Genomic DNA, 20,906 nt, shown 5'->3' on the forward strand with positions numbered 1-20,906 from the left:
CTCAGCCGTCGTTGCGCAGGCCCGCGAAGGCCACCCGCACGACCGCGTCGGCCACCTCCGGCGCGCCCGCGCCGCGCCCGTCCGGTCGGTACCACTCCACGATCGAGTTGATCATTCCGAAGACGAGACGCGTCGCCAGCCGCACCTCCACGTCCTGGCGCACGTCGCCCTCGGCCGCCGCCGCCTTGAGGAGGTCGGCGACCCGGTGGTCGAACTCGCGGCGCCGCTCCAGCGCCCACCGTTCGGTGCCGGTGTTGCCGCGCACCCGCAGCAGCAGCGTCACGTAGGGCAGCTCGGCGGTCAGCACCTCGACCATGCGCCGCACGACGTGTTCCAGCCGTTCCACGGCACGCCCCTCGCGCGCGTGCGCCTCGTCCAGGATGCCGAACAGGGCGTCCAGTGCCCTGCTGACGGCGCGGCGCAGCAGTTCCTCCTTGCCCGTGACGTGGTGGTAGATCGACGACTTGGAGATGCCGGCGGCCTTGGAGAGGTGCTCCATGGAGGTGCCGTCGTAGCCGCGCTCGTTGAAGACGCGGACGGCGACCGAGAGCAGGCTCTCCGGCGTGTAGGTGTCGCGCTTGGCCGTGGTCATGGGGTGCCCTCCCGCTTCTCGGATGCGTACGCGTGGCGGTAGAGCGCGAGGGACGGCGCGTACCGTCCGGACGGGTCGCGCAGGTGCAGGTCGTCCAGAAGGTCGTAGGCCCAGTTGCGGCCGAGGACCCGGCTCCACTCGAAGGGGCCGAGGGGGTAGTTGACGCCGAGCCGCATGGCGGTGTCGATGTCCTCCTCGGTGGCCACGCCCTTGGCGACCGCGTCGTGCGCCAGGTCGATGATCCGGGCCACCGTGCGGGCCACGACCATGCCCGGCACGTCCCCGATGACGCTGACGTCCTTGCCGAGCGCCTGGAAGAGACCGACGGCCTCCTCGAGAGTCGCGTGCGAGGTCTCCTGGGAGGTGGACAGCGCGACACGGGTCGCCTTGCGATAGTCGAGCGCCAGGTCGAAGTAGACGACGTCGCGCAGTTCCACGGCCGTCTGGCCGTCGGCGAGGGCCAGCTGCCCGCCGCCGGGCAGCACCAGCCGTGTGCCGTGGTCCTCCTCGTCCTCGCGGACGGTGATGCCCGCCTCGCGGATCAGCGCGAGCAGGTCGCACGCGGGCCCCAGGTCGCCCTCGGCGACGACGTACGCGGGCGGCCGCGCCTTCTCGGCGGTGTGCGGCTCGGACGGCTCGGCGCCGTCCGCGTAGTCGTACCAGCCCTGTCCGCTCTTGCGGCCGAGCCGGCCGGACTCGACCAGCCGCCGCTGGGCGAGCGAGGGCGTGAAGCGCACGTCGCGGAAGAAGGACTCCCACACGGAGTGGGTGACCGACTCGTTGACGTCCTGCCCGATGAGATCGGTGAGCTCGAAGGCGCCCATCCTGAAGCCGCCGCACTCGCGCAGGATCGCGTCGAGGGTGGCCGGGTCGGCGGCCTGCGCCTCGTAGACGGCCAGGGCCTCCGCGTAGAAGGGGCGTGCGATGCGGTTGACGATGAAGCCGGGGGTGTCCGCGCAGGCGACCGGCGTCTTGCCCCAGGCGCGGGCCGTCTCGTACGCGCGCGTGGCCGACGAGACGTCGGTGGCGAACCCGGAGACGACCTCCACGAGCGGCATCAGCGGTGCGGGGTTGAAGAAGTGCAGGCCGACGAAGCGGCCCGGGTTGCGCAGGGCACCGCCGACGGCGGTCACGGACAGGGAGGAGGTGTTGGTGGCCAGGAGGCAGTCGTCGTCGACGAGTTCCTCCAGCTCCCTGAAGAGCTGCTGCTTGACGTCCAGGCGCTCCAGGACCGCCTCGACGACCAGCGAGCAGTCCGCGAGCTCGGCCAGGTCCTCGGCGGGCAGCAGCCGGGCGCGGGCCGCGTCGCGCTCGGCGCCGGTGAGCCGGTCCTTCTCGACGAGCCGGTCGAGCCGGGCCCCGATCGCGGTCGCCGCCTCACGGGCGCGCCCGGGCGCGGCGTCGTACAGCCGCACGGGGTGTCCCGCCACCAGCGCGACCTGGGCGATGCCCTGGCCCATGGTGCCGGTGCCGACGACGGCCACGGGACTGCTGAGGTCGAGTGCTGTCATGTGCGCGATCCTCCCGCACGGGGATTTCCACAGATGCGGCAGGCCCCCTTGTCCCGACCGATCGTTCGGTTACTCTAGCCCTGTCCGCCTGTTCCTGCCCAGGTCATGAGTTCAACGAAGAGCTCGTCAGACGAGGAGTTGGTTCCCGCATGGCCGCCGAACTCACCGCGCACCAGCTGATCGCCCAGCACCGGCCCACCCTCGACCAGGCGCTGGAAGCGATCCGCACGCGCGCGTACTGGTCCCCGCACCCCGAGCACCCCAAGGCCTACGGAGAGAACGGAAGCCTGGACGCCGCGGCGGGCAAGGCCGCCTTCGACGCCCTCCTCGGCACCCGCCTCGACCTCGGCCAGCCCGGCACGGACGACTGGACGGGCGGCGAGACGTCGCCGTACGGCGTGGAGCTGGGCGTCAGCTACCCCCACGCCGATCTCGACGTGCTGCTGCCGGCCATGCGCGCGGGCCTGCGGGCGTGGCGCGACGCGGGCGCGGAGATGCGCGCCGTGGTGTGCCTGGAGATCCTCAAGCGCATCAGCGACCGCACGCACGAGTTCGCGCACGCCGTCATGCACACCAGCGGCCAGGCCTTCATGATGGCGTTCCAGGCCGGCGGCCCGCACGCGCAGGACCGCGGCCTGGAGGCGGTGGCGTACGCGTACGTGGAGCAGGTCCGCACCCCGGACACCGCGGAGTGGAGCAAGCCCCAGGGCAAGCGCGACCCGCTGGCGCTCACCAAGACGTTCAAGCCCGTCCCGCGCGGCATCGCGCTGGTCATCGGCTGCAACACCTTCCCCACGTGGAACGGATACCCGGGCCTGTTCGCTTCCCTGGCCACCGGAAACGCCGTGCTGGTCAAGCCCCACCCGCGCGCCGTGCTGCCGCTCGCGCTCACGGTGCAGGTCGCCCGCCAGGTGCTCGCCGAGGCGGGCTTCGACCCCGACCTGGTGGCGCTGGCCGCCGAGCGCCCGGGCGAGGGCATCGCCAAGACGCTGGCGGTGCGGCCGGAGATCCGGATCATCGACTACACGGGCTCCACGGCGTTCGGCGACTGGCTGGAGACCAACGCCCGCCAGGCGCAGGTGTACACGGAGAAGGCCGGCGTCAACACGGTGATCGTGGAGTCGACGGGCGACTACAAGGGGATGCTCTCCAACCTCGCGTTCTCCCTGTCGCTGTACAGCGGCCAGATGTGCACCACCCCGCAGAACCTGCTGATCCCGCGGGACGGCATCACCACCGACGAGGGCCCGAAGTCGTACGACGAGGTGGTCGCCGATCTCGCGCGCGCGGTCGACGGCCTGCTCGGCGACGACGCCCGGGCGAACGCGCTGCTCGGCGCGATCGTGAACCCCGACGTCAAGGCCCGGCTGGAAGCGGCCGCCGGGCTCGGCGAGGTCGCCCTGGCGTCCAGGGAGATCACCAACCCCGACTTCCCGGGCGCGACCGTGCGTACGCCGGTCATCGTCAAGCTCGACGGCGCCAAGCCGGACGCGGAGGCCGCCTACATGAGCGAGTGCTTCGGCCCGGTCTCCTTCGCCGTCGCCGTCGACTCGGCGTCCGAGGCGGTGGAGCTGCTGCGCCGCACCGTCAGGGACAAGGGCGCCATGACCGTCGGCGCGTACACCACCAGCGAGGAGGTCGAGCGGGCGGTGGAGGAGGCCTGCCTGGAGGAGTGCGCCCAGCTCTCGCTCAACCTGACGGGCGGGGTGTACGTCAACCAGACGGCCGCCTTCTCCGACTTCCACGGCTCGGGCGGCAACGCGGCCGCCAACGCCGCCCTGTGCGACGGGGCGTTCGTGGCGAACCGGTTCCGTGTGGTGGAAGTGCGCCGGGAGGCGTAGGACGGCTCAGGCGGGTGCGCCCCCGGTGGCACTCCAGTGGTACAGCGTCATGGCCACACTGGTGGCGAGGTTGTAGCTGGAGACCTGGGGGCGCATCGGCAGGGACACCAGGTGGTCCGTGCGGGCGCGCAGCTCCGCGGACAGCCCGGTGCGCTCCGAGCCGAACGCGAGTACGGCGTCGTCCGGGATCTTCAGTCCGCGGATGTCGTCCCCCTCCGGGTCCAGCGCGAACAGCGGGCCCGCGGGCAGCTCCGCCTCGGACAGACGCTCCACCGCGGTCGCGAAATGCAGTCCGGCCCCGCCGCGCACCACCGTGGGGTGCCAGGGGTCGAGCGTGCCCGTCGTGACCACTCCGGTGGCGCCGAAGCCCGCCGCGAGACGGATCACCGCCCCGGCGTTCCCCAGATTGCGCGGATTGTCGAGGACGACCACGGGAGCACGGCGCGGGGTGCGCCCCAGGGCCTCGAGGTTGGCCTCGCGCGCGGGGCGTTCGGCGAGCGCGGCGACGCCGGTGGGATGCGGGCGCGGCACGAGGGACCGGTAGGCCTCCTCGGGCACCTCCGTCAGGAGCCCCTCCAGGGCGTCCCGTACGTCGGGGGCCAGTTCACCGGCCAGATCGAGCGCCGCCCGGCGGCTGGTGGTGACGGCCACCGGCACGCACGCCCGGAAGCGCACCGCGTGCTTGAGCGCGTGGAACCCGTCGAGCAGCACACAGGAACCGGCGAGCCGGTGCCAGACACTCAGCGGGTCGGCGGCGGGGGGCGGAACCGTCATGTCGTGCAGCCTACGTGGGCCGCGACGCCAGGTGCCCGCCCGACCGGCCAGGGCCCGGACACCCTGCCCCACCAGGCCATGCCAGACGTGGGGACCCCTGACCCCACCAGGCCATCACCGACGCGGGAACCTCTGCCCCTGACCCACCAAGCCATCACAAACGCCCGGACCTCTGACCCACCGGGCCGTCACAAACACCCTGGGCCCGGCCCCACCAAGCCATCACGGGCGTGAGCGCCCCGGCCCCACCAGGCCGCCACGAACACCGAGACCCCGGCCCCACCGAGCCGTCACGGGCGTGGGCGCCCCGGCTCCGCAGGGCGGGCCGGCGTGTGCGGGGCCGGTTCCTCGCCCGCGTGCTCCTCGCCGAAGGGCGGGAGCGACTCCTCGCCGGGAGGCGGGAGCTGCCCGGCGCCGGCCGGCGGCCGCTCCGTGCGCGGGCCCGGCAGCGCGAGCCGGACACCCCCGGGAAGCAGCCGTCCGCGCGCGCGGGCCGCCCACCGGCCCGTCCACCGCAGAAAGGACGTCGGCAGGAACACGGAGTCGGCGGCGATCATCGCGAGCGAGAAGAAGGGCAGCCCGAGGACCACGGCGATCACCACGTGCTCGACCATCATGAACGCGAGCAGGACGTTCTTCGCACGCCGGTTGAGCAGGGTGAAGGGGAACGCGACCTGCGCGACGACCGTCCCATAGGTCACCAGCAGCACCAGCACCCCGTGCGAGGACAGCAGATCGGACAGGGCCGGCCAGGGCGAGAACGCGTCCAGGTGGAGCGGGTAGTAGACCGCGGTCCCGTCCTGCCAGGCGGACCCCTGGATCTTGTACCAGCCGGCGGTCGAGTAGATCAGGCACGCCTCGGCCATGATCACGAGCAGGGCCGCGTTGTGGACGACGTTCGCGATCGCGTCCAGCAGAACACGGAACTCCGAGCGCGGGGCCCGCCTGCCGACGTACCACCACAGCCCCTGCACGGCCCACAGCACCCAGAACACCACGAGCCAGCCGGCGTCCAGCCGTCCCGCGCCCGTCGCCAGGGCGAGCGCCAGGCCGAGCACGGCCCACAGGACGGGCCCCGACCGGTCGGCCGCCGCGGGTCCGCCGGGCGCCCGGGCTGCCCGAGCGGCGCGGACGGCGCGTCGCTCGTCCAGCGACCACACCTGTCCGCAGCGCGTGAACACCAGGTAGATCGACATCAGGTGGACGACGTTGTCCCCGCCGTCGCCGACGAAGACGCTGCGGTTCTGCAGCGAGAGCACACCGATCATGAACAGCACGGACATGGTGCGGGTGCGCCAGCCCAGCAGCAGCAGAGCGCTGGAGAGCACGGCGAGGGCGTACACGGTCTCGAACCACGCCTGGCTGTCGGACCACATCAGGACGGTGAAGGCGTGGTTGTCCGTGACGAGGCGCCGGGCCAGGCTCCAGCTCCACGGACCGTCGGGCCCGTAGAGCTCCTGGCGGTGCGGGAACTCGCGCAGCAGGAACAGCAGCCAGGTGGCGGCGAACCCGATGCGGACGACCGCGGTCTGGTACGGGCCGAGGGCGGCGTCCGTGACACGGGCGACGGCGTGCGCGGCGCGCGGGACGACGCGGCCCCTCATGCGCCCGCCCCCGTGTCCCCGTCCCGCAGCGACCACCAGGGCAGCATGCGGTAGACGGGGGTGGTGCTCGCCTTCTGGCCGCTCCACGCGGGAGGCGGCACGTCGGTGACACGGGAGCGGACCTGGACGCGGTCGAGTCTCTCGCCCGCGGCCGCCGCGTGCTCGCGGTGCAGGCGCAGCGCGACCAGGCGGCGCAGGTAGTCCTCGGCGAGGGAGCCGCGCGCGGCCGTCGGGCGATTGCGGCCGTCGTGCCAGGCGGTGTAGAAGTCCCAGGCGCGGCGCAGTTCGTTCTGCTGGGTGTGGCTGGGGAGCGGGTTGCCGTCGATGGCGGCGCCGTCGAGGGCGGAGAGGTCGTACCAGCCGGTGGTCCGCACACCGCCGTCCGCCGTGCTGACCTCCGCGCGGACCTCGACGTCGATGTTCTGCTGCAGGGGGTTGGGAGCGAACAGCTTCCAGTTCTGCTCGAACTCGGGATAGATCCAGGCGTCTATCAGCGTGCCGTGCTTCCTGGTGAGCGTGTTCGCCGGGGCGACGTGCAGGAACACCATGGCGAGATGCGCGCACGCGGCGACGGCGACCACCGCGAGGGTGAGCGCGGCGCCGAACCGGTAGCGCGGGGAGAGGTCACCCACGCCGCCGCGGGGAGCGAGGGGCGGCGGATCTCCTGCCCCGGCGACGGGCGGGGGCGGCTCCTCCACCGCGTCCGGGCCGCCCTCGGGCGGGCGCGAGGCCGGGTCCTCGGATCCGCCCGGCTGTGCACGCCGGGCGTCCGGGCCCTTGCCGTATGTGTCCATTCCGCCCCGTCTCCCGAGCTTCGCGCGCTCCGGTGCCGTCCCGCGCCCGGCACGCTCCGGCGTGCGCCGGCCTCGCCGCGGGCGCGTCACCCGTTCGCAGCACGGCACCGCATGTGCACCGGAACGGTACTCATGCCCGCCCGTACCGCACAGCCCCACCGGGCACGGCGGCCCCGGCGGCGGTCCGGAGGTCATCCACAGCGGTTGACACCCTACGGCGCCGCGCCCCACCATTGAATCCTCCGAACCGAACGATCGGTCGGGAGACGAGGACCGAGTCAGATCGAGGGGGACCGCATGGCGACAGCAGCAGCGCACCGCACGGCCCGCGCGGACGGGACGGCACCGGCGGACACAGCGGCGCACGAGGCCCTGTTCGACGCCACCCTGGCGGCCGACGAGCGCATCGAACCGCGGGACTGGATGCCGGACGCCTACCGCGCCTCCCTGGTCCGGCAGATCGCCCAGCACGCGCACTCCGAGATCATCGGCATGCAGCCGGAGGCCAACTGGATCACGCGCGCACCCTCGCTGCGCCGCAAGGCCATCCTGATGGCCAAGGTCCAGGACGAGGCGGGCCACGGGCTGTATCTGTACAGCGCGGCCGAGACGCTCGGCACCAGCCGCGACGAGCTGCTCGACAAGCTGCACACGGGCCGCCAGAAGTACTCCTCGATCTTCAACTACCCCACGCTGACCTGGGCGGACGTCGGCGCCATCGGCTGGCTGGTGGACGGTGCGGCGATCACCAACCAGGTCCCCCTGTGCCGCTGCTCCTACGGCCCCTACGCCCGGGCGATGGTCCGCGTCTGCAAGGAGGAGTCCTTCCACCAGCGCCAGGGGTACGAACTGCTCCTCGCCCTCAGCCAGGGAACCCCCGAGCAGCACGCGATGGCCCAGGACGCCGTGGACCGCTGGTGGTGGCCCTCTCTGATGATGTTCGGCCCGCCCGACGACGAGTCCGGGCACTCGGCGCAGTCGATGGCCTGGAAGATCAAGCGGCACTCCAACGACGAGCTGCGCCAGCGCTTCGTGGACATCTGCGTCCCCCAGGCCCGATCGCTGGGCCTGACCCTTCCCGACTCCCGACTGCGGTGGAACGAGGAGCGGGGGCACCACGACTTCGGCCCCATCGACTGGACGGAGTTCTGGGACGTCCTCAAGGGCAACGGCCCCTGCAACGAGCAGCGGATCACCCAGCGCAGACGAGCCCACGAAGAGGGCGCGTGGGTAAGGGAAGCCGCCGCGGCCCACGCGGCGAAGCACAGTGGAACGGGAGCGGCATCAGCATGACGAACACCGAATGGCCCTTGTGGGAGGTCTTCGTGCGCTCCCGCCGCGGCCTCTCGCACACCCACGCCGGCAGCCTGCACGCTCCGGACGCCGAGCTCGCCCTGCGCAACGCGCGCGATCTGTACACCCGCCGCGGCGAGGGCGTCTCGATCTGGGTCGTGCCGTCCGCGGCGATCACCGCCTCCTCGCCCGACGAGAAGGACCCGTTCTTCGAACCGGCCGCCGACAAGCCCTACCGGCACCCGACGTTCTACGAGATCCCGGAAGGGGTGAAGCACCTGTGACCGTCACCACGCACACCGCGGCGGCCCTGGCCCTCGGTGACGACGCGCTGGTGCTCTCGCACCGGCTCGGGGAGTGGGCGGGCCACGCGCCCGTCCTGGAGGAGGAGGTCGCCCTCGCCAACATCGCCCTCGACCTGCTCGGTCAGGCCAGGGTATTGCTGTCCATGGTGGGCGACGAGGACGAGCTCGCCTATCTGCGCGAGGAGCGCGCCTTCCGCAATCTGCAGCTGGTCGAGCAGCCGGGCGGGGACTTCGCGCACACCATCGCCCGCCAGCTGTACTTCTCCACCTACCAGCGGCTCCTCTACGACCGGGTCGCGGTCGGCGACGGCCCGTTCGCCCCCCTCGCCGCCAAGGCGGTCAAGGAGGTCGCCTACCACCAGGACCACGCCGAGCAGTGGACGCTCCGCCTCGGCGACGGCACGGACGTCAGCCATGACCGGATGCGGCGCGGGTGCGAGGCGCTGTGGCGGTTCACCGGGGAGATGTTCCAGCCGGTCGTGGGCCTGGACGTGGACTGGACCGCGCTGGAGGAGGCCTGGCAGGCGTCGGTGGGCGACGTCCTGCGCCGAGCCACCCTGGACGTCCCCGACGGACCGCGGCACGGCGCGTGGACCGCCGGCGCGGGGCGACAGGGACTGCACACCGAGCCCTTCGGCCGGATGCTCGCCGAGATGCAGCATCTGCACCGCAGCCACCCGGGGGCGTCATGGTGACGACCGCGGACCGGGCCACCGCCCTGGAGGAGGAGCTGCGCCGGCTCGCCGGCTCCGTCCCCGACCCGGAGCTGCCCGTGCTCACCCTTCAAGAACTGGGCGTGCTGCGCGCGGTCCATGTGCACGGGCCGAACGCCGTGGAGGTCGAGCTGACCCCCACCTACACGGGCTGCCCCGCGATCGAGGCGATGTCCATGGACATCGCGCGGGTGCTGCGCGAACACGGCGTGCGCGACGTCGTCGTGCGCACCGTGCTCAGCCCCGCCTGGTCCACGGACGACATCTCCGCCGAGGGGCGCCGCAAGCTGCGGGAGTTCGGAATAGCGCCACCACGCGAACAGCGCCGGCCGGCGCCCGGCCCCGTCGCGGTCGACCTGGGCCCGACCCGCCGCGCCGCCGGCTCGCCACCGCCGGACGATCCCGTGCACTGCCCGCACTGCGGATCGGCCGAGACCGAGCTGCTGAGCCGCTTCTCGTCCACCGCGTGCAAGGCGCTGCGCCGCTGCCTGGCCTGCCGCGAACCGTTCGACCACTTCAAGGAGCTGTGATGGCCCGTTTCCACCCGCTCCAGGTGGCCGCGGTCGACCGGCTCACCGACGACTCCGTGGCCCTGACCCTCGCCGTGCCCCCCGCACTGCGCGAGGACTACCGGCACGCGCCCGGCCAGCACCTGGCCCTGCGCCGCACCGTCGACGGCACGGAGGTCCGGCGCACGTACTCCATCTGCTCCCCGGCGCCCGCGCCGGACGGGGACGGCCCCCGCACCCTGCGGGTCGGCGTGCGGCTGGTCGAGGGCGGCGCGTTCTCCACGTACGCACTCAAGGAGATAGCGGTCGGGGACGAGCTGGACGTCATGGCACCGGCGGGCCGCTTCACCCTGGAGCCCGCGCCCGGGCTGTACGCGGCCGTCGTCGGCGGCAGCGGCATCACCCCGGTGCTGTCGATGGCGACGACGTTGCTCGCGCGGGAGCCCCGGGCCCGGTTCTGCCTCGTCCGCAGCGACCGGACGACCGCGTCGACGATGTTCCTGGAGGAGGTCGCCGACCTCAAGGACCGCTTCCCCGAGCGGTTCCAGCTGGTCACGGCGCTCTCACGGGAGGAGCAGCAGGCGGGGCTGCCGACCGGGCGACTGGACGAGGAGCGGCTGTCCGGTCTGCTGCCGGCGCTGCTCCCGGTCGAGGCCGTGGCGGGCTGGTTCCTGTGCGGGCCGCTCGGGCTGGTGCAGTCCGCCGAGCGGGCGTTGCGCGGCCTGGCCGTGTCCCGCGCCCGCATCCACGAGGAGATCTTCCATGTGGACGACGGCACCGCGGCGGGACCGTCCGCCGCGGCCCCCGCGCACAGCGCGGTGACGGCACGGCTCGACGGGCGCAGCGGCACCTGGCCCGTCCAGGACGGCGAGTCCCTGCTGGAGACGGTGCTGCGCAACCGTGCGGACGCGCCCTACGCCTGCAAGGGCGGGGTGTGCGGAACCTGCCGGGCGTTCCTGGTATCGGGCGAGGTGCGCATGGACCGCAACTTCGCGCTGGAACCGGAGGAGACGGACGCGGGATATGTGCTGGCCTGCCAGTCGCATCCGGTCACCGAGGCGGTGGAGCTGGACTTCGACCGGTGAGCGGGACGGCCGGCCGGCCGCTGACACGCACACGGTGCGGCCGTTCCCTTCTCCTAGAACCTGTTCTATCTTGACGCTCCGTCAGATCAGTGGATCCGCCAGGAGGACAGGCCGTGGACTTCACCTTCAGCGAGGAGCAGCAGGCGGCGCTCGAAGCGGCGAGGGCCGTGTTCGCCGGGACCGCGCCCGACGCGGTGCCCAGCCCCGCCCTGACCACGGGCGCCGTCGCCGACGACTTCGACCGTCCCCTTTGGGCCCGGCTCGCGCGCGCCGACCTGCTGAGCCTGCTGCTGGAGGAGGGGTACGGCGGCGCGGGCCTGGACGCCATCGCCCTGTGCCTGGTACTGCGGGAGTCGGCGAAGGTGCTCGCCCGGGTGCCCCTGCTGGAGAACACCGCCGCGGTGGTCGCCGTACAGGCCCACGGCAGCCCGGAGCTGAAGGAGGAGCTGCTCGCGCGCTCGGGGCGCGGGGAGTACGTCCTGGCCTTCGCCGCGCACGGCCGCAGCGGGCACGACCCGGCCGAGCTCGCGGTGTCCGCACGGCAGGACACGGACGGCACCTGGGTGCTGGACGGAGCCCAGACGGCGGTGCCCTGGGCCCACACCGCCGACGGCGTCCTCGTGCCGGCGCACATCGGCGGCACGGGCCGGTCCGTCCTCGCGCTGGTCTCCCCCGCGCAGGAGGGAGTGGCCCTGGCCGAGCAGTTCTCCACCGCCGGGGAGCGGCTCGGCGAGCTGCGCCTGGAGTCCGTGCGCGTCGCGCCCCACCGCCTGATCGAGGCCGAGGGGGCCTGGGAGCAGGCGCGCCTTCTGCTCACCACCGGGACGTGCGCGCTCGCGCTCGGCCTGGGCGAGGCCGTGCTCGCCATGACGAGCGACTACACCGGCAAGCGGGAGCAGTTCGGCCATCCCATCGCGACCTTCCAGGCCGTCGCCGTCCAGGCCGCCGACCGGTACATCGACCTGCGGGCCATGGCGGCCACGCTCTGGCAGGCCGCGTGGCGGATCGGCTCCCGCACCACCGGGGCGCTGCCGGCCGCCGCGGACGTGGCCGTGGCGAAGATCTGGGCGTCGGAGGGCGTGCGCCGCGTGGTGCAGACGGCACAGCATCTGCACGGGGGCTTCGGCGCCGACACCGACTACCCGCTGCACCGCTACCACGCCTGGGCCAAGCACCTGGAGCTCTCGCTCGGCCCGGCGGCGGCGCACGAGGAAGCCCTGGGCGACCTGCTGGCGGCACACCCCCTGGGGTGACCCACCCCGCGCGGTGCGTCTAGAGCACGAAGCCGGGGCCGCCCGTGGTGTCCACGACAGGGCGGCCCTGGGCGGCCCAGACCTGCATGCCGCCGTCGACGTTCACCGCGTCGACGCCCTGCTGGGCGAGGTACATCGCCACCTGGGCCGAACGGCCACCGGAGCGGCAGATCACATGGACCCGGCCGTCCTGCGGCGCCGCCTCGGTGAACTCGCCGTACCGGGCCACGAACTCGCTGAGGGGAATGTGCAGCGCCTTCTCCGCGTGACCTGCCTGCCACTCGTCGTCCTCACGGACGTCCAGCAGGAAGTCGCCGTCCTTGAGGTCCGCGACCTCCACCGTGGGCACACCAGCTCCGAAATGCATACCCCCGACGCTACCCGACCGGCGCCCGGAGCGGTTCAGCCGCGCAGCTCCGCCAGTTCGGCCTCCTTCTGCGAGACCTGCGCCAGCAGTTGCTCCGCGATCTCCTCCAGAAGGCGGTCGGGATCGTCGGGGGCGAGCCGGAGCATGGAGCCGATGGCGCTCTCCTCCAGCTCCCGTGCCAGAGCGGTGAGCATGTCCTTGCGCTGGGCGAGCCACTCCAGGCGGGCGTACAGCTCCTCGCTGCGGCTCGGCCCGCGCTCCTCGGGCCGGGGCCCGGCCGCCCACTCCTCGGACAGCTGCCGCAGCAGGTTCTCGTCGCCTCGGGCATAGGCGGCGTTGACCCGGGTGATGAACTCCTCGCGGCGCAGTCGCTCGCTCTCGTCCTGAGCGAGGTCGGGGTGCGCCTTGCGGGCGAGGTCGCGGTAGAGCTTGCGGGCCTCCTCGCTGGGGCGGACGCGCTGCGGGGTCCGTACGGGCCGGTCCGTCAGCATCGCCTGCGCCTCCGGGAACAGGCCCTCCTCGGAGTCCATCCAGCCGTGGAACAGCTCCTCGACGCCCGGCATCGGCATGACCCGGGCCCGGGCCTCGTGGGCACGGCGGAGGTCCTCGGGATCCCCGCTGCGGGCGGCGCGCAGCTCGGCGATCTCCGCCTCCAGCTCGTCCAGGCGCGTGTACATCGGCCCCAGCCTCTGGTGGTGCAGCCGGGAGAAGTTCTCCACCTCGACGCGGAAGGTCTCCACGGCGATCTCGTACTCGATGAGCGCCTGCTCGGCGGCCCGTACGGACCGCTCCAGCCGCTCCTCGGGGCGGGGACCGCCCTCGGCCGTCTTCTCGGCGTCCGCGCCGTCACGGGACCCGGCGCGCTCGGCGACCGGTTCCTCGGCGGCGGACTGGGACTCACTCTGCTCGGCTTCGGGCGTCACGGGCCCAGCGTATGCCACGCCCCCGGCGCCTTCCTCGGGGTGCACCGGGCCCTCACACCCCCGCCTCGGCGGCCACCCGTCCGTTGCGCACCGCCGTCACCAGGTCGGCGTGGTCGGCCTCCGTGCGGTCGGCGTAGGCCAGGGAGAAGGCGGCGACGGCCTCGTCCAGTGCCTCGCTCTTGCCGCAGTAGCCCGCGATCAGGCGGGGGTCCACGCTGTGGGAGTGGGCGCGGGCCAGGAGCGCGCCGGTCATGCGGGCGTAGTCGTCCAGCTGGTCGGCGGCCAGCGCGGCGGGGTCGACGCTGCCCTTGCGGTTGCGGAACTGGCGCACCTGGTAGGGGCGGCCCGCCACGGACGTCCAGCCCAGCAGGATGTCGCTGACGACCTGCATGCGCTTCTGGCCGAGGACGACACGGCGGCCCTCGTGACCGGCCTGCGGAACCGGGCGGCCGATGGCGGCCAGGTGGGGGAGCAGGGCCGAGGGGCGGGCCTCCTTGACCTGGAGGACCAGGGGTTCGCCGCGGTGGTCGAGGAGCAGCACCACATAGGAGCGCGTGCCCACGCTTCCCGTGCCGACCACGCGGAACGCCACGTCGTGCACGGCGTACCGGGCGAGCAGCGGGTGGTAGTCCTCGGACAGGGTCGTCAGATAGTGCTCCAGCGATGCCGCGACGGCCGCCGCCTCGGCGTCCGGTATGCGGCGCAGCACCGGGTGCGCCTCCACGAAGCGGCGGCCGCCGTCCTCGTGCGCCTGCGTGGACTTCGCCGCGAACCGTCCGCTGGTGTTGTTCCGTGCCTTCTCCGAGACCCGCTCCAGCGTGCCGAGGAGGTCGTGGGCGTCGGTGTGGGAGACGAGTTCCTCGTCGGTGATCGCGTTCCACGCGTCCAGGACGGGCAGTGTGGCCAGCAGCCGCATCGTGCGCCGGTAGGCGCCGGCCGCGTCGTGGGCCGCCTGCCGGCACACGTCCTCGTCGGCGCCCGCCTCCCGGCCGGCGAGCACCAGGGACGCGGCCAGGCGCTTGAGGTCCCACTCCCACGGGCCGTGGACGGTCTCGTCGAAGTCGTTCAGGTCGATGATCAGGCCGCCTCGCGCGTCGGCGTACAGGCCGAAGTTGGCCGCGTGGGCGTCGCCGCAGATCTGCGCGTCGATGCCGGTGGTCGGGGTGCGTGCGAGGTCGTGGGCCATGAGGCCCGCGGAGCCGCGCAGGAACGCGAAGGGGGTGGCGGCCATCCTGCCCACGCGCAGGGGGGTGAGCTCGGGGATGCGGCCCCGGCTGGACTCCTCGACTGCGGTGACGGCGTCCGGGCGGTCGGTGTCCAGGGGCAGTTCGGCATGGGCGCGGCGCCGCACCCGTGCGCGGAGCGCCTTGCCCTCCTCCTTGGGGGAGCCCTGGACCGGCCAGCGACCGAAGCCCCGCACCCCGGAGATCCTGGCCGCCTGCCCCGGCACCGTCGTGCCGTTCACCGTCGTGCCGTTCACTCCCGGGCCGTTCACCGCGTCGTTCTCGGTCATGGCGACCGCCTCCCCCGTCGTTCTCACGGTCGTACGTACATCGACTGCGGAGACCGTACAGCGGGCGCGGTCCGGGGTGTCAGGGGGCTGTGGACAAGTGCGGCACGGTGGACGGCCGTCGGTGCCGGAACCCGTGGGGTGCACGGGTTCCCGTACCGGTCGGACAGCCGGTTTATCAAACAATCCTGTCTGATTGCCTTGACGACCGAACGTTCGTCCATCGAGCATTTTCCCGGGGAACATCCCAGCCAGAAGCGGCATCCACCGCCACGCGAAGATCACATGAAGGAATCATCGATCACGGGGGTCCCCTTAAAACAGGCATGATTGTATGATTCATGCCGCCCTCCCGGGCCAGGGTGCCCCCCGCACCCGCATGCGCCTCGCCGGAGAGCACGGCACAGGCGAAGGACCCCTCTCCGGGCCGGTTCCGGAGAGCACGCGGCCAGGAACGAGCGGGCCGCGCAGACGAGCGAGAGGGCAGGGGCGCACCGATGCAGGCACGGTCCGAGCACACCCGGCAAGCACTCGTCCGTGCCACCGCCGAACTCATCGCGGACGGCCGGGTCTCCGACGCGGGGCTGGTCAACATCTGCCGCCGCGCCGGAGTGAGCCGCGGGGCGCTCTACCACCACTTCCCCTCGACCTCCGCCCTGACGGCGGCCGTGTACGACCAGGCCCGGCTGCGCGTCCAGGCACTCACCGAAGAGGCGTTCGCGGGGCCGGCGCAGGACGCGCCCGAGCGGTTCCTCCTCGCCCTCGGCGAGGCCCTGCGCACGGAACCGGTCGTCCGCGCGGGCATGCAACTGGCGGCCGACGGATCGCCGGGCCCCCCTCGCCTGCGCGACGACGTGCTGACCCTGCTGCGCCAACGCGTCCGCGACACCCAGAAGGAGGGCGCCCGACCGGCGGGAGACCTCGCGGACCTGGCCATGGTGGTGGCCGCGGGCATCGAGTCCCTGGGCCGCTCCACCTCCGGCTGGTGGGACGGGGAGACCTCACACCGCCTGTGGGAACTGATAGGCCCCCTGTTCGCGCAGGACGCCCAGGCCTGCCCGGGACGGGGCGGCGGTCGCGCGGCCCCCTGTTGAGGGGGCCGCGCTCACTCGGCGGGCATAGGCGTGGTGCGCAGGCGGCTGATCAGGCCGGGCGTGGCGAGACCCGGCAGGAGGAACTTCCAGAAGACGCTGATGCGCTCGGGCAGGTCCACACGCGCCGAGTACACCTGGGACATGATCTGCAGCCCCGTGAAGGAGCCGACGACCGTCGCCGTGGCCTCGTGCACGTCCACGCCCGGCAACAGCTCGTCCCTCTTCTCGGCCTCCTGGAACAGGGCCAGGATGGTCTCGCTGGACTGCTCGTACGCGGCCTGCGGCGGGTAGGCGAAGGAGGTCTGCTCGATGCTCAGGCGCACGCTCGCGCGCAGCACCGGGTCGTGCTGGAGGCGCCGGGCGAACATCAGCGTCAGGTCGATCACGGACTGCAGGCGCACCGGGTGCTCCGGAGCCTCCAGGGCCTCGGCGTGTGCCTGCACGAGGGCAAGGGCGATGGCTTCCTTGGACGGGAAGTGGTGGTACAGCGACCCCCGGGTGAGGCCGGTGCGCGCGAGGATCTCGTTGGTGCTCGCGGCGTCGTAGCCCCGCTCGTCGAAGACCTGGGCGGCGGCCTCCAGGATCGACCGCCGTGACCGTTTGCCGCGTTCCTGCTGCGCCATGCCCGCTCGTACCCCGCCCATAGAATTCAACAGACTTGTCTGTACCGTAACGTCAAGTTGGGGGTGTTGTCACAACGCGGACGGGGCGTGACGCGAGTACTGCGGAAGGCGACGGAACCGGTTCTGCGGGCGCTGCCGCTACGGATGCCCGAGCCGGAAGCCGATGCCGCGGACGGTGATGATCCACTCGCCGGAGCCGAGCTTGCTGCGCAGGGTGCCGACATGCGTGTCGACGGTACGGCCCCGCGGCGACCACGCATCGTCCCACACCTGCGCCATGATCTGGCGCCGCGGGATGACGGTGCCGGGCTGCGAGGCCAGCAGGTACAGCAGGTCGAACTCCTTGCGGGTCAGATCCAGCGGCTCCCCGTCCAGGGTGGCCACCCGGGCGCCCGCGTCGATGGCCAGGGCCCCGTGGGTGATGACCCGGGCGACGGCCGGCTGCGAGCGCACCCGCCGCATCACCGCCTCGATGCGGGCCAGCAACTCACGGAAGCCGTACGGCTTGACCAGATAGTCGTCGGAGCCGGCCTGGAGGCCGAGCACGCGGTCGAGCTCGGAGCTGCGCGCGGTGACGGTGATGATCGGCGTGTCGGCGACCGCACGGATGCCCCGGCACACCTCCAGGCCGTCGAGGTCGGGCAGGTCCAGGTCGAGCAGTATGAGATCGACGTCGCGGTGGCAGCGCAGCGCCTGGGCGCCGGTGGCGACACTGCGGGTCAGGTAGCCCTGTCGGGCCAGGCCCTGCAGGAGGGTCTCGGCGGCCCGCTGGTCGTTCTCGACGACCAGGACGTTCAACGCCCCCTCCGGGGTCGCGCCCGGTGAGGCGCCGGCGGGGCGCGCCGGGGCGGCGTGTGGGAGTCGACGCCCCGGCGGGTTTTCGAGGAGATCTGCGTGGTGCCGGTTCATTGCTCCCCCTGATACACAACAACGCCATTCGGACTGTTGAAGGCTCGCGTCCCGGACGGTATCAAACAGACTTGTCTGATTGTCAATGGAGTGCGGACTCGGACACGTCCCGGCAATCGCACCGTCATACCCGTGTCAGGTGTCATCTTCGTCGGTTTTGAACCTTTTTGAGGGGTTCACCCCCCGAGTCCTCACTCCACCAGCATCCCGAGAGCCCCTCGGTCGAGGACCATCGAGCCACGCGAAACCATACATGTGGGTCCACTTCTCGCTCCCGGGTGGGGACAATCCGGGCAAGTCGCCTCGGCGTGCCCGGAGGGAACGCCGCACCCCGGCCGGCCCCGGCCGCCCCCGCGGCCGACCCGTTCCGGCCTGATCACGCTCTCCCCTTACTCAATCCTGGACATCCTGTACGCCCACGTACGGAGTGGGCGTCCGTTACGGGGCAGTCAGAAGGCGCAGGCGAAGCAATCAAAGGCGAGGGTGTGTCGGGCTTGCCCTCGCCCGACGGACACCCTTTTCATGGGCCGGACCGAGACCGCGCGGCAGGACCGCGGAGCGCGTCGCCATCGCTAACGGCGACCACCGCGACCTCACCGCCCGGCCGCGGGGTTCGCCTGCCTGACCTGCACCGACCGCACACCGGGGCCCCGGCGCCACCACGGTCGCGACCCGAGCACCCGCAACGCCGCCCCGTCCGCCGGGTCGAGGCCCCGACGGGATCACGGGTCCGGCCTCCGCCGGGAGCCGCCGGGCGTCCACCACGCCAAGCTGCGAAATCCGTTGTGCCCCTTGAAAAAGCGGACCGACCTGTCTGTAGGTTGTGGCGGAGCAGATCGTCGGCCGCGGGGGGTGGCCGGGCGACACCTGGCTTGCTGCCCCCTGCCCGGAAACTGACAGGAGAGCACATATGCCACACCTCATCGACCGGGATCCTTCTCCGCACGCACTGCGTCCGGCACCGTCGACCAAACTGACCACCACGGTTCCGCGGGAGTACGTCCACCGCGCGGCGGTCTCGGAGGTCCTCCTCACCGGCTGGGAGTTCCTCGGCGGCCCCCGACGGGATGTCGCCGGCTCCGCCTCCGGTGGCGACGAGCGGCCCGAGTTCGAGGTCAGAGCCCAGTGGCCGCGCAGCCACGCGTCGTTCGTCCCGGACTACGGCTACCAGGACCCCATGCTGCTGATCGAGTCCGTCCGCCAGATCGGCTCCCTGCTCGCCCACGCCGAGTTCGACGTGCCCTTCGGCCACCAGTTCCTGATGTCGGACATCTCCTTCCACGCCGAGCCGGACATGCTCGTCGCGGACACCGTCCCCACCGACGTCGAGATGCGTACGGTCTGCCGGGACATCGTCCGGCGGGGCGGCGCGCTCCAGGAGATGCGCTACGACGTCAGCGTGGTGCGCGAGGGCAGGGCCCGCGCGACGGCGACGGCCGCCTTCCGGTGCATGAAGCCGGACGTGTACCGGCGGCTGCGGGGCGAACGCCCCACCACCACCGACCGCACCCCGCCCCCGGCCCTCGACCCCGCCGCCGTGCGCTGCGGCAGCACCCGGCACGTCGTTCTCGGCGCACCGGCGCCCGGCGTGCACAACCGCTGGGAACTGCGGGTCGACGTCGCCCACCCCACCTACTTCGACCATCCCGTCGACCACATACCCGGCATGGTCCTGCTGGAGGCGGCACGCCAGGCCGCCCACGCCGCCACCGGACTGCCCGGCGCCCTGCTGCTCAGCCTGTCGAGCGGCTTCGAGCGCTACGCCGAGTTCGACGCCCCCTGCTTCATCGAGGCCCGGACGCTGCCGCACTCGCCCTCGGGCGACGTGACCGTGGCGGTGCGCGGAACCCAGCGCGGGGACACCGTCTTCACCAGTGAACTCGTCCTGCGCCCCCACGTCCGTTGAGCCGGCCGTCCGCCCGTCGGGAGAGTGCCCCGTGCCCACGCCCACCATCCTGATCACCGGCGCGTCCGGGTTCATCGGCGGACACGTCGTCCGCGAGGCCCGTCAGCGCGGGGCCGAGCTCAGCCTCATGACGCACCTGCGACGCCCGCCGTCCGCCACCGCCCCCGGCACCCACCGCGTCCACGCCGACCTGGCCGACCCCGACACCCTGCGCGGGGTGTGCGACGGCATCGACGTACTGATCCACTGCGCGTCGCGGATCGGAGGCGGCGACGAGGCCAACGAAGCCGTGAACGCACGCGGTACGCGGGCCCTGGTCGCCGAGGCCGAACGCGCCGGAGTGCGCCGCATCGTCCAGTTGAGCACCGCGTCCGTGTACGGGCGGGGCACCTTCCGCGGCAGCAGGCCCGAGGATCTCCGCCGCCGACCCGGTTCCGCCACCTCCCGCACCCGCGCCGCCGCCGAGGACGCCGTCACCTCGGCCGGCGGTGTGGTGCTGCGGCCCCACCTGGTCTACGGGGAGGGCGACCGGTGGGTGGGGGCGGGCCTCGCTCGGATCCTGCGCGTCCTGCCGGGCACGGTGGCGGGCTGGACCTCACGGATGTCGATGATCTCGGCGCCGGACCTGGCCCGGCTGCTGGTCTCGGCCTCGCTGGCGCCGCGCTCCGCCCTGCCCGCGCCCGCCCACCACGCCGTCCACCCGGAGCCCGTCCGGGTGGCCGACGTCCTGCGCACCGTCGCCGACTGCGCGGGCATCCACCCGCCGGGGGAGGCGGACCTCACCGTCGAGGAGGCCAGGGCGATCCTGGCCGAGAACGGCGTCCCCGCCTCCGCGCTCGACCTGCTGACGACGGACCACGTCTTCGAGGGCGCCGCCCTGTGGTCCGCTCTGCGGCAGGCACCGGGCGACGGTTTCCACGCCGGGTTCCGCCACGCCGAGCAGTGGTATCGCACGACCCTGCGGACACAGACTCCGGCGGCTTGAATCGACCGCCCCCGGGCCCGGAGACGAGGCACTCGCCCCACCCTCTCCGGGCCCGGTGGCCCCCCTCTACTTGACGCTTTCCTGACCTCCCGCTTTCCGGGGCCGGAAACCGTTGCCGTCCGACTACCGATTCGGACCCAGTCCTGCACCGGTGCGCATTGCTGGCGGCACGCGTGGTCGAACACGCTTATGACCTCTAGCGGAATCGGGAGTGAATCATCGTGCGCAAGGTGTTGATCGCCAACCGTGGCGAAATCGCTGTCCGTGTCGCCCGGGCCTGCCGTGACGCCGGGATCGCGAGCGTGGCCGTGTACG

21 protein-coding genes are annotated in these 20,906 nt (G+C 72.6%); 11 read left to right on the top strand and 10 right to left on the bottom strand.

The annotated features are described in order from the left end of the window. Position 1 precedes the first annotated feature (1 nt). The gene (locus tag AB0C59_RS28555; protein ID WP_363009578.1) at positions 2-592 is read right to left on the bottom strand and encodes a TetR/AcrR family transcriptional regulator; all 591 of its coding nucleotides are present in this window, start codon (positions 590-592) and stop codon (positions 2-4) included. Next, positions 589-2,103: a 3-hydroxyacyl-CoA dehydrogenase gene (locus AB0C59_RS28560; RefSeq protein ID WP_363009580.1), complete on the bottom strand. Its 1,515-nt coding sequence runs from the start codon at positions 2,101-2,103 to the stop codon at positions 589-591. Before AB0C59_RS28560 ends, AB0C59_RS28555 begins: the two co-directional genes overlap by 4 nt. A gap of 149 nt (positions 2,104-2,252) precedes the next feature. Between AB0C59_RS28560 and paaN the strand changes: the two genes are divergently transcribed. After that, positions 2,253-3,944, top strand: coding sequence for a phenylacetic acid degradation protein PaaN (gene paaN / locus AB0C59_RS28565; protein ID WP_363009582.1), 1,692 nt, complete (start codon positions 2,253-2,255; stop codon positions 3,942-3,944). Between the two features lie 6 nt (positions 3,945-3,950). Here paaN and AB0C59_RS28570 read toward each other — a convergent pair whose 3' ends face one another. The 3 genes from AB0C59_RS28570 to AB0C59_RS28580 form a co-directional block, all read right to left on the bottom strand. Continuing rightward, positions 3,951-4,718 carry a TrmH family RNA methyltransferase gene (locus AB0C59_RS28570; protein WP_363009584.1) on the bottom strand — a complete coding sequence of 256 codons (768 nt, stop codon included), beginning with the start codon at positions 4,716-4,718 and terminating at the stop codon, positions 3,951-3,953. A gap of 290 nt (positions 4,719-5,008) precedes the next feature. After that, the gene (locus AB0C59_RS28575; protein WP_363009586.1) at positions 5,009-6,322 is read right to left on the bottom strand and encodes an HTTM domain-containing protein; all 1,314 of its coding nucleotides are present in this window, start codon (positions 6,320-6,322) and stop codon (positions 5,009-5,011) included. Next, positions 6,319-7,116 carry a DUF5819 family protein gene (locus tag AB0C59_RS28580; RefSeq protein ID WP_363009588.1) on the bottom strand — a complete coding sequence of 266 codons (798 nt, stop codon included), beginning with the start codon at positions 7,114-7,116 and terminating at the stop codon, positions 6,319-6,321. The genes AB0C59_RS28575 and AB0C59_RS28580 overlap by 4 nt, the downstream gene beginning before the upstream one ends. A 297-nt stretch (positions 7,117-7,413) precedes the next feature. Between AB0C59_RS28580 and paaA the strand changes: the two genes are divergently transcribed. The 6 genes from paaA (at position 7,414) to AB0C59_RS28610 (ending at position 12,274) form a co-directional block, all read left to right on the top strand. Continuing rightward, positions 7,414-8,409, top strand: coding sequence for a 1,2-phenylacetyl-CoA epoxidase subunit PaaA (paaA, locus tag AB0C59_RS28585; RefSeq protein ID WP_363009590.1), 996 nt, complete (start codon positions 7,414-7,416; stop codon positions 8,407-8,409). Further along, positions 8,406-8,693 carry a 1,2-phenylacetyl-CoA epoxidase subunit PaaB gene (gene paaB / locus AB0C59_RS28590; RefSeq protein ID WP_363009592.1) on the top strand — a complete coding sequence of 96 codons (288 nt, stop codon included), beginning with the start codon at positions 8,406-8,408 and terminating at the stop codon, positions 8,691-8,693. Before paaA ends, paaB begins: the two co-directional genes overlap by 4 nt. Continuing rightward, positions 8,690-9,409 carry a 1,2-phenylacetyl-CoA epoxidase subunit PaaC gene (paaC, locus tag AB0C59_RS28595; protein ID WP_363009594.1) on the top strand — a complete coding sequence of 240 codons (720 nt, stop codon included), beginning with the start codon at positions 8,690-8,692 and terminating at the stop codon, positions 9,407-9,409. Before paaB ends, paaC begins: the two co-directional genes overlap by 4 nt. After that, a complete protein-coding gene (gene paaD / locus AB0C59_RS28600) occupies positions 9,403-9,957 on the top strand; it encodes a 1,2-phenylacetyl-CoA epoxidase subunit PaaD (protein WP_363009596.1) in 555 nt (184 codons plus the stop codon). Before paaC ends, paaD begins: the two co-directional genes overlap by 7 nt. Further along, positions 9,957-11,021: a 2Fe-2S iron-sulfur cluster-binding protein gene (locus AB0C59_RS28605; RefSeq protein ID WP_363009598.1), complete on the top strand. Its 1,065-nt coding sequence runs from the start codon at positions 9,957-9,959 to the stop codon at positions 11,019-11,021. Before paaD ends, AB0C59_RS28605 begins: the two co-directional genes overlap by 1 nt. Before the next feature lie 113 nt (positions 11,022-11,134). After that, a complete protein-coding gene (locus AB0C59_RS28610; RefSeq protein WP_363009600.1) occupies positions 11,135-12,274 on the top strand; it encodes an acyl-CoA dehydrogenase family protein in 1,140 nt (379 codons plus the stop codon). Between the two features lie 19 nt (positions 12,275-12,293). On the opposite strand, the gene AB0C59_RS28615 is transcribed toward AB0C59_RS28610, so the two are convergent. From AB0C59_RS28615 to AB0C59_RS28625, 3 genes are read right to left on the bottom strand one after another with little or no spacing between them, the layout of a single operon-like run. Next, a complete protein-coding gene (locus AB0C59_RS28615; RefSeq protein ID WP_363009622.1) occupies positions 12,294-12,623 on the bottom strand; it encodes a rhodanese-like domain-containing protein in 330 nt (109 codons plus the stop codon). 53 nt (positions 12,624-12,676) lie between these two features. Continuing rightward, a complete protein-coding gene (locus AB0C59_RS28620) occupies positions 12,677-13,564 on the bottom strand; it encodes a J domain-containing protein (RefSeq protein WP_363009602.1) in 888 nt (295 codons plus the stop codon). 52 nt (positions 13,565-13,616) lie between these two features. Beyond that, positions 13,617-15,077, bottom strand: coding sequence for a DUF2252 domain-containing protein (locus AB0C59_RS28625; protein WP_363009604.1), 1,461 nt, complete (start codon positions 15,075-15,077; stop codon positions 13,617-13,619). A 494-nt stretch (positions 15,078-15,571) separates the two neighbouring features. Between AB0C59_RS28625 and AB0C59_RS28630 the strand changes: the two genes are divergently transcribed. Then, a complete protein-coding gene (locus tag AB0C59_RS28630) occupies positions 15,572-16,168 on the top strand; it encodes a TetR/AcrR family transcriptional regulator (protein WP_363009606.1) in 597 nt (198 codons plus the stop codon). Positions 16,169-16,179: 11 nt separating this feature from the next. Here AB0C59_RS28630 and AB0C59_RS28635 read toward each other — a convergent pair whose 3' ends face one another. After that, a complete protein-coding gene (locus AB0C59_RS28635; RefSeq protein ID WP_363009608.1) occupies positions 16,180-16,791 on the bottom strand; it encodes a ScbR family autoregulator-binding transcription factor in 612 nt (203 codons plus the stop codon). Positions 16,792-16,929: 138 nt separating this feature from the next. Continuing rightward, positions 16,930-17,589 (bottom strand): response regulator transcription factor, encoded by a 660-nt coding sequence (locus tag AB0C59_RS28640; protein ID WP_363009610.1) that lies wholly within the window; start codon positions 17,587-17,589, stop codon positions 16,930-16,932. 1,021 nt (positions 17,590-18,610) lie between these two features. Between AB0C59_RS28640 and AB0C59_RS28645 the strand changes: the two genes are divergently transcribed. From AB0C59_RS28645 to AB0C59_RS28655, 3 genes are all read left to right on the top strand, one after another. Continuing rightward, on the top strand, positions 18,611-19,606 hold the full coding sequence (locus AB0C59_RS28645) for a ScbA/BarX family gamma-butyrolactone biosynthesis protein (protein ID WP_363009612.1): 996 nt from the start codon (positions 18,611-18,613) through the stop codon (positions 19,604-19,606). A 31-nt stretch (positions 19,607-19,637) separates the two neighbouring features. Beyond that, positions 19,638-20,591 carry an NAD-dependent epimerase/dehydratase family protein gene (locus AB0C59_RS28650; protein WP_363009614.1) on the top strand — a complete coding sequence of 318 codons (954 nt, stop codon included), beginning with the start codon at positions 19,638-19,640 and terminating at the stop codon, positions 20,589-20,591. 221 nt (positions 20,592-20,812) lie between these two features. Further along, positions 20,813-20,906, top strand: a 94-nt coding sequence (locus AB0C59_RS28655; RefSeq protein ID WP_280842533.1) for a biotin carboxylase N-terminal domain-containing protein, incomplete at its 3' end; no start/stop codon positions are given.

Origin of the sequence: Streptomyces sp. NPDC048664, from assembly GCF_040650555.1 — a bacterium.
GTDB lineage: Bacteria > Actinomycetota > Actinomycetes > Streptomycetales > Streptomycetaceae > Streptomyces.

What these genes read in the sequence shown, in the direction of transcription:
- AB0C59_RS28560 (WP_363009580.1), bottom strand. Translation starts at nt 2,103, where the DNA reads ATGACAGCACTCGACCTCAGCAGTCCCGTGGCCGTCGTCGGCACCGGC.
- AB0C59_RS28625 (WP_363009604.1), bottom strand. Translation starts at nt 15,077, where the DNA reads ATGACCGAGAACGACGCGGTGAACGGCCCGGGAGTGAACGGCACGACG.
- AB0C59_RS28580 (WP_363009588.1), bottom strand. Translation starts at nt 7,116, where the DNA reads ATGGACACATACGGCAAGGGCCCGGACGCCCGGCGTGCACAGCCGGGC.
- AB0C59_RS28645 (WP_363009612.1), top strand. Translation starts at nt 18,611, where the DNA reads ATGCCACACCTCATCGACCGGGATCCTTCTCCGCACGCACTGCGTCCG.
- AB0C59_RS28635 (WP_363009608.1), bottom strand. Translation starts at nt 16,791, where the DNA reads ATGGCGCAGCAGGAACGCGGCAAACGGTCACGGCGGTCGATCCTGGAG.
- AB0C59_RS28605 (WP_363009598.1), top strand. Translation starts at nt 9,957, where the DNA reads ATGGCCCGTTTCCACCCGCTCCAGGTGGCCGCGGTCGACCGGCTCACC.
- paaB (WP_363009592.1), top strand. Translation starts at nt 8,406, where the DNA reads ATGACGAACACCGAATGGCCCTTGTGGGAGGTCTTCGTGCGCTCCCGC.
- AB0C59_RS28575 (WP_363009586.1), bottom strand. Translation starts at nt 6,322, where the DNA reads ATGAGGGGCCGCGTCGTCCCGCGCGCCGCGCACGCCGTCGCCCGTGTC.
- AB0C59_RS28630 (WP_363009606.1), top strand. Translation starts at nt 15,572, where the DNA reads ATGCAGGCACGGTCCGAGCACACCCGGCAAGCACTCGTCCGTGCCACC.
- paaN (WP_363009582.1), top strand. Translation starts at nt 2,253, where the DNA reads ATGGCCGCCGAACTCACCGCGCACCAGCTGATCGCCCAGCACCGGCCC.
- paaA (WP_363009590.1), top strand. Translation starts at nt 7,414, where the DNA reads ATGGCGACAGCAGCAGCGCACCGCACGGCCCGCGCGGACGGGACGGCA.
- paaD (WP_363009596.1), top strand. Translation starts at nt 9,403, where the DNA reads ATGGTGACGACCGCGGACCGGGCCACCGCCCTGGAGGAGGAGCTGCGC.
- AB0C59_RS28570 (WP_363009584.1), bottom strand. Translation starts at nt 4,718, where the DNA reads ATGACGGTTCCGCCCCCCGCCGCCGACCCGCTGAGTGTCTGGCACCGG.
- AB0C59_RS28555 (WP_363009578.1), bottom strand. Translation starts at nt 592, where the DNA reads ATGACCACGGCCAAGCGCGACACCTACACGCCGGAGAGCCTGCTCTCG.